We start from the raw sequence: 6,499 nt of genomic DNA on the forward strand, positions 1-6,499 counted from the left end.
CTTCAGCCGCCGAAGGATACGAGATGGGATGAGTATGGAGCCCCAGCTGGTCAAGTCCGCCGAGCGGACGGTACGCATCCTCGAAGCCCTGGCCGACTCGCACCACAGCATGACACTGTCGGAGCTCCAGCAGCGCACCGGATTCCCGCGCAGCAGTCTGCACGCTCTCATGCGGACCTTGGTCGAGCTCAACTGGGTGGAGACCGACGCGGCCCGGTCGGCCTTCGGGATCGGGCCGCACGCGCTGCTGACCGGCACCGCTTACCTCGACAAGGACCCCGCGCTCCCCTTCGTGCAGGAGACGCTGGAGGACCTCCGGGACGAGATCGGGCAGACCGTGCACTTCGCCCGGCGAGACGGCGCGCACGTGCTCTACCTGGCGACCAGGGAGTCGCGCGACGCCGATCACGTGATCCCCCGGGTGGGGCGGCGGCTGCCCGCACACGTCACGGCTCTCGGCCAGGTGCTGCTCGCCCAGCTCACCGACGACGAGGTCGTGACGCTCGTGCCGGAGCCGCTGGTCGCGCTGACCCCCCACACGATCACCGACATGACCAAACTGACCGGCGAGCTCGACCAGGTCCGCACGCGGGGCTGGTCGTACGAACGCGAGCAGGGCACACCCGGTGTGGCCTGCGTGGCCGTGGCGGTCGACTACCGCATCCCGGCCACCGACGCGATCAGCTGCTCCATGCCCGCCGAACTCGGGCCCGCCGACGTCGAGCAGATCACCGAAGCGGTGATCCGGCACACCCGCAAGCTGGCTGCCACTCTCCGCAGGGAGGGCATCCGCTAGAAAGGACTGTTGATGCGGCTAGATGGTGTTCTCTTCTTTCCCGTGACCCCCTTCGGCGCCGACGGCGGCCTCGCCGAACCCACGCTGGCCAGGCACATCGCCGACGGGGTCGCGGCCGGGGCGGGAGGAGTGTTCACCGCGTGCGGCACCGGTGAGTTCAGCGCCCTCGACCTCGACGAGTACACCAGGGTCCTGGCCGTCTCCGTCCAGGCCACCGACGGGCGCGTGCCCGTCTTCGGCGGCGCGGGCGGCCCGCTGCCCGCCGCCAAGGCCATCGCCAGGGCGGCCGCCGCCCAGGGCGCCGACGGGCTGCTGCTCATGCCTCCCTACCTCGTCACCGGCCCCTCCCCCGGCCTCGTCCGGTACGTCCGCGAGGTCGCGGCGGCCGGCGACCTTCCCGTGATCATCTACCAGCGCGGCACCGCCCGCTTCACCCCCGAGGCCGTCGCCGAACTCGCCAAGGTGCCGAACGTGATCGGCTTCAAGGACGGCCTCGGCGACTTCGACCTGCTGCAGCGGATCATCCTGACCGTGCGCAACTCCACGGACCAGCCCTTCACGTTCTTCAACGGGCTCCCCACCGCCGAGCTGACCGTGCCCGCCTACCGAGGGCTCGGAGTGAACCTGTACTCCAGCGCCGTGTTCGCCTTCGCACCCGAGATCTCCCTCGCCTTCTACAAGGCCGTGACGAGCGGGGACGAGGTGCTGGTGCAACGGCTGCTCACCCGTTTCTACCTGCCGCTGGTCGAACTGCGCGACCTCGTGCCCGGCTACGCGGTCTCCCTGGTCAAGGCGGGGGTGCGGATCCGGGGGCTGGATGTCGGAGGCGTACGGCCGCCGCTGGTGGACCCCTCACCCGAACACGTGCGGTCGCTGGAACGCCTCATCACCACCGGCCTGGAGATCGCCGGCGCCTGACCGTCCCCCATCCCCCGTCCTCCGTCCCCGTCCCGGCCGGAAGCCGGCGCCCGACTTTGTGGGCGGGCGCCGCGCCGGGCACAGGGCTGGCACACCCCCCTCACGCGAGGCGGTCCCTCGACTTGTACGAGGCGCCCCGCACCGTACGCGAGGCAACCGCACACCGTACGCGGGGCGGCCCACAACCTGCGCGGACCGACCCCACAGCCCGCGCGAGAGCCACCCCACAAACCCACGCGAGAGCCACCCCACAACCTGCGTGGGGCGACCCCGCAACGGCGACCGGGCCCGCCCCACGTCCTCGACCACCTGCCGGCGCTCACACGCCTTGTCGGGATGATTCGTCGGGATGATCAGCACGGGCATGCGCGATCAGCCCGACGTCACCCCGCCGAGGCTCACACCAGCAGCCACCCGGCGACGCTCACACCAGCGGCCACCCCGCGACGCTCACCACGCGCCCGCAGTCACCCCGCCGATACTCACGCCCGCGGCTCTCGGACGCTCACACCTGCAACCGACCATCCACCCGGCGCGGGACCGACAGCGGGTTGGCGTCCTTGAGCTCGTCCGGCAGCAGAGCCTCGGGCCAGTCCTGGTACGCCGTGGGCGCCAGCCACCGGTCGATGGCCGTCGCGCCGACGGAGGTGAACGCCGAGGTCGACGAGGGCCACGGACCCCCGTGGTGCATCGCCCAGCACACGGCCACCCCGGTCGGCCACCCGTTCCAGATGAGCCGGCCCGCCTTCTTGCCGAGCACCTCGACGACGTCGCCCGCCTCGGAGGGGTCGGTGCTGTGCACGGTCGCGGTGAGCGACCCTTCGAGCCGCTCGAGCACCGCCGGCAGCTCGGAGATCTTCCGGTACGTGACCACGATCGACGCCGGCCCGAAGCACTCCTCGCCGATGTGCGGGAGCTTGTCCGCGAACGTGTCGAGATCGGTGGTGAACACCTTGGGCGTGACCGCCCAGTTGCCATCGCCGGGCTTGCCCTCGGCCAGCAGCCGCAGTTCGCCCAGCCGCTCGATCCCGCCGAGGTAGCCGTCCCTGATGCGCTCGGCCAGCATGGAGCCGCCGCTGGTCCCCTCGACGGCCTCCACCAACGCCTTCCGCAGCTCGTCGTCGTCCGGCACGAACATGAGCCCGGGGTTCGTGCAGAACTGCCCGACGCCCAGCGTCACCGATCCGGCGAACCCCGTGGCCACGTCCTTGGCGGGTGCCGACGGCAGCACGACCACGGGGTTGACGCTTCCCAGCTCACCGTAGAACGGGATCGGCACCTCCCGCTCGTCGATCAGCTTCTGGATCGCCTTGCCCCCGGCCACCGAGCCGGTGAAACCGACCGCGACCACTTCTGGGTGCTTGACCAGGTCGGCGCCCGCCTGCATGCCCTGCACCAGCCCCAGCAGGTCGGGGTTGGGCAGCGCCTCACGGACGATCTTCGCGACCCTCTCCGAGGTGTTCGGGTGCCCGGGGTGCGCCTTGACGACCACCGGGCAGCCGGCGGCCAGTGCGGACGCGGTGTCGCCCCCGGCCACCGAGAACGCGAACGGGAAGTTGCTGGCCGAGAAGACGGCGACGACGCCCCGCAGCGGGTGCTTCATCCGGCGCACGTCGGGCCTGGGCGGCGTCAGGGACCCGTCGGCGTGGTCGATGATGGCCTCCAGGCAGGCCCCGTCCCTGATCACCTGGGCGAACAGCTTGAACTGCCCGGCCGCGCGGGCCACCTCGCCGCGCAGCCGTACCTCTCCGAGCGCGGTCTCCTGGTCGGCGAGCTGCCACAGCTCGTCGACGTGCGCGGTGAGCGCGTCGGAGACGGTTTCGAGCGCGCGCGCCCGTTCCTCCGCGGAGGCCGCCCGCCAGGCGGCGCCGGCGGCGGCCGCTGCGGAAACGGCCACGTCGACCCCGGCGCTGTCGGTCTCGGGCAGTGCGGCACCCACGGTCTCGCCTGTCCTGGGGTCGTGTCCGTAGATCATCGAATGGCCCTTCGGAGTCTTGACACTTCTTCAGCCTGATTCTTACAGTTGCGGCAACTTGTCCACAAATCTGGCTATTGTTCACATATCTGGACGGCGGTCGTAATGATCATCAGGCAGATCCACATCACACCTGTTGCCTTCCGCGATCCGCCCCTTCTGAACGCCGCCGGAGTCCACGAGCCGTGGGCCCTCCGTACCATTGTCGAGGTCGTCACCGATGAAGGTCTGACCGGGTTGGGTGAGACCTATGGCGACGCCGGCCACCTCGGCAAGGTGCGCGAATGCGCGCAGGCCCTGATCGGCCTCGACGTGCACGACACCAACACGATGTACGCCCGGATCAGCGCGGTCGCCGGGCACACAGTCAGCGACCTGCACGGCCTGACCGGTGTCGCCACCAAGGAGAAGAGCATCGACCGGATCTTCTCCCCCTTCGAGGTGGCCTGCCTGGACATCCGCGGCAAAGCCGCCGGAGTACCGGTCGTGGATCTGCTCGGTGGCCGGGTCAGAGACGCCGTCCCCTACAGCGCGTACCTCTTCTACAAGTGGGCCGGCCACCCAGGTGAGGAACCGGACAGATTCGGCGCGGCACTGGACGAGGCAGGCGTCGTCGAACAGGCCCGGCTGCTCATCAAGGAGTACGGCTTCGCGTCCATCAAGCTCAAAGGCGGCGTCTACCATCCGGATCAGGAGATCGCCGCCGTCCGCGCCCTGCACGAGGCGTTTCCCGGAGTGCCGCTCCGCCTCGACCCCAACGCCGCCTGGACCGTGGAGACCTCGATCCGCGTGGGCCGTGAACTCGAAGGAACCCTGCAGTACCTCGAAGACCCCACGCCCGACATTCCCGGCATGGCCGAGGTGGCCGCGGCCGTCCCCATGCCGCTCGCCACCAACATGTGCGTGGTCACCCCCGAACATCTCCCGCCCGCCATCGCCTCCCGCGCCATCGGCGTCCTCCTGCTCGACCACCACTACTGGGGCGGCCTGGTCCGTTCCTCGCACATCGCCTCCCTCTGTGACACGTTCGGACTGGAACTGTCCATGCACTCCAACTCCCACCTCGGGATCAGCCTGGCCGCCATGACTCACCTGGCCGCCGCCACCCCGAACCTCACCTTCGCCTGCGACACCCACACTCCCTGGCAGAACGGCCAGGACGTGGTCGCGCCCGGCGCCCTCCGCTTCACCGCCGGCGCCGTCCCCGTGCCCGCAGGCCCGGGTCTGGGCGTCGAACTCGACCGTGACGCCCTGGCACGCATGAGCGAGCAGTACGAGAAATGCGGGATCCGCGCCCGCGACGACACGACGTACCTGCAGCGCTTCGAGCCCGCCTTCTCCGCGAGGAGGCCACGGTGGTGAACGTCGCCTACGTCTACCCATGGGACGTCGTCGGCGACCCCTCGGCCCCCGAACGCCTCGCCCGCCTGGGCGTCGAAGCGGTCGCGCTGGCCGCCGTCTACCACTCCACCAGGGCCGCCACGCCGTACCACCCCGCACACCGCGTTCTGGACGTGCCCTACCCCGCCTTCTACCTCCCGATCCGGCCGTCATCGTGGTCGCGGCTCGTCCCCGCCTCCCCCACCTGGACTCCCGCGGACGCCTACCTCCAGGCCAGGGACGCCCTGAAGGCCGCCGGACTGCACGTGTACGCCTGGACGGTGCTGACGCACAACTCACACCTGGGAACCGCCCACCCTGACCTGACCGTCCGCAACGCCTTCGGCGACCCCTACCCGTACGCCCTGTGTCCCGCGCACGAGGACGTCATCGAGTACTGCGAGCGCCTGGTCCAGGAGATCCTCACCGTCGGCGAACCCGACGGCCTGATCCTGGAAGCGTGCGGCCCGATGGGCTTCGGCCACCAGAGCGTCCATGAGAAGACGTCCGGCGCCGACTGGACCTCCACGGACACCGACCTGCTGTCCCTGTGCTTCTGCACCGCCTGCGCCGACCGCTACCCACCGAACACCCGGGACCAGGTCCGCGCCGCCATCGACCGCACCCTTCCCTCCACGACCACCGCATCCACACCCGGGCCACGGCCGTCTCCCCCGCCCGCACCGAACACCACCAACTCGACCGCCGCACACACCACCTCCAGCCAAACCGGCACAGGCACCACCAGCCGAACCGACCCACACAGCACCGACTCAACCAACCCACACAACAGCATTCAGACCGACCCACACGGCACCGGCCCACACGGCACCGGCCCACAGACCCGTGTCAACGACGACGCCCCGCATGCAACCATCGACGAGGCTCTCGGCCGGCGGGCCGACGAGGTGCGCGCCGTCCGCGTCGAACTGTCCACCGCCCTGCGCGAACGCCTGATCGCCGTCGCGAGGAACTCCGCCCCCAGCATCCCCATCACCCTGCATGCCAACCCGGACCCCTGGGCCGCCGGAGCCTTTGCCCCCCTGCCCTCGGGCGAGCCGGGAGCCGACGTACTGGTTGCCAACTGCTGGGGCGACCCAGCCACGGACGCCGCCCGGCTCGCCCGGCTCAAAGAGCTGTCCGTTCCTGGCCAGCGAGTGGGCGCCTACGTCCTCGCCCTGCCACCCCGCCCGGCCGACGCGGAATCAATGGCCGACCAGCTCAGAGCGTACGCCAAGGCGGGAGCGTCCGAGTTTCACCTCTACCACGCCGGCCTGGCCTCTCCGCAACGCCTGGAAGCCGTGAGAGAAGCTTTGCGCCTCCTTGGCTAGTCCGCTCGCTGCGCGGTCACACCGCCCGCGCAGCTATGCGGTTCCGCACCTGCCCGGCCACCTCCCGGCGGGCAGCCACGCAACCGCGAGTCCCCCACC

5 protein-coding genes are annotated in these 6,499 nt (G+C 70.4%); 4 read left to right on the top strand and 1 reads right to left on the bottom strand.

Annotated elements, in window-relative coordinates; translation table 11 throughout:
• The first annotated feature begins 28 nt into the window (after positions 1 to 28).
• Both E1295_RS15090 and E1295_RS15095 read left to right on the top strand, forming a co-directional pair.
• On the top strand, positions 29 to 796 hold the full coding sequence (locus E1295_RS15090) for an IclR family transcriptional regulator (RefSeq protein ID WP_246080049.1): 768 nt from the start codon (positions 29 to 31) through the stop codon (positions 794 to 796).
• Between the two features lie 12 nt (positions 797 to 808).
• Positions 809 to 1,714: a 5-dehydro-4-deoxyglucarate dehydratase gene (locus E1295_RS15095; protein WP_132630895.1), complete on the top strand. Its 906-nt coding sequence runs from the start codon at positions 809 to 811 to the stop codon at positions 1,712 to 1,714.
• 505 nt (positions 1,715 to 2,219) lie between these two features.
• On the opposite strand, the gene E1295_RS15100 is transcribed toward E1295_RS15095, so the two are convergent.
• On the bottom strand, positions 2,220 to 3,689 hold the full coding sequence (locus tag E1295_RS15100) for an aldehyde dehydrogenase (NADP(+)) (RefSeq protein ID WP_132630896.1): 1,470 nt from the start codon (positions 3,687 to 3,689) through the stop codon (positions 2,220 to 2,222).
• Positions 3,690 to 3,794: 105 nt separating this feature from the next.
• Here E1295_RS15100 and E1295_RS15105 point away from each other — a divergent pair, with 105 nt between their 5' ends.
• Positions 3,795 to 5,051 carry a glucarate dehydratase family protein gene (locus tag E1295_RS15105; protein WP_132630897.1) on the top strand — a complete coding sequence of 419 codons (1,257 nt, stop codon included), beginning with the start codon at positions 3,795 to 3,797 and terminating at the stop codon, positions 5,049 to 5,051.
• Complete coding sequence (locus tag E1295_RS49660; RefSeq protein WP_181957996.1) at positions 5,045 to 6,400, top strand: hypothetical protein; 1,356 nt, start codon at positions 5,045 to 5,047, stop codon at positions 6,398 to 6,400. Before E1295_RS15105 ends, E1295_RS49660 begins: the two co-directional genes overlap by 7 nt.
• Positions 6,401 to 6,499 lie beyond the last annotated feature (99 nt).

The sequence above is a fragment of the Nonomuraea mesophila genome (assembly GCF_004352805.1).
Taxonomy (GTDB): Bacteria; Actinomycetota; Actinomycetes; order Streptosporangiales; family Streptosporangiaceae; genus Nonomuraea; species Nonomuraea longispora.

Excerpts from the sequence above, each read along its gene's own strand:
- E1295_RS15090 (WP_246080049.1), top strand. The coding sequence starts at position 29 with ATGAGTATGGAGCCCCAGCTGGTCAAGTCCGCCGAGCGGACGGTACGC.
- E1295_RS15095 (WP_132630895.1), top strand. The coding sequence starts at position 809 with ATGCGGCTAGATGGTGTTCTCTTCTTTCCCGTGACCCCCTTCGGCGCC.
- E1295_RS15100 (WP_132630896.1), bottom strand. The coding sequence starts at position 3,689 with ATGATCTACGGACACGACCCCAGGACAGGCGAGACCGTGGGTGCCGCA.
- E1295_RS15105 (WP_132630897.1), top strand. The coding sequence starts at position 3,795 with ATGATCATCAGGCAGATCCACATCACACCTGTTGCCTTCCGCGATCCG.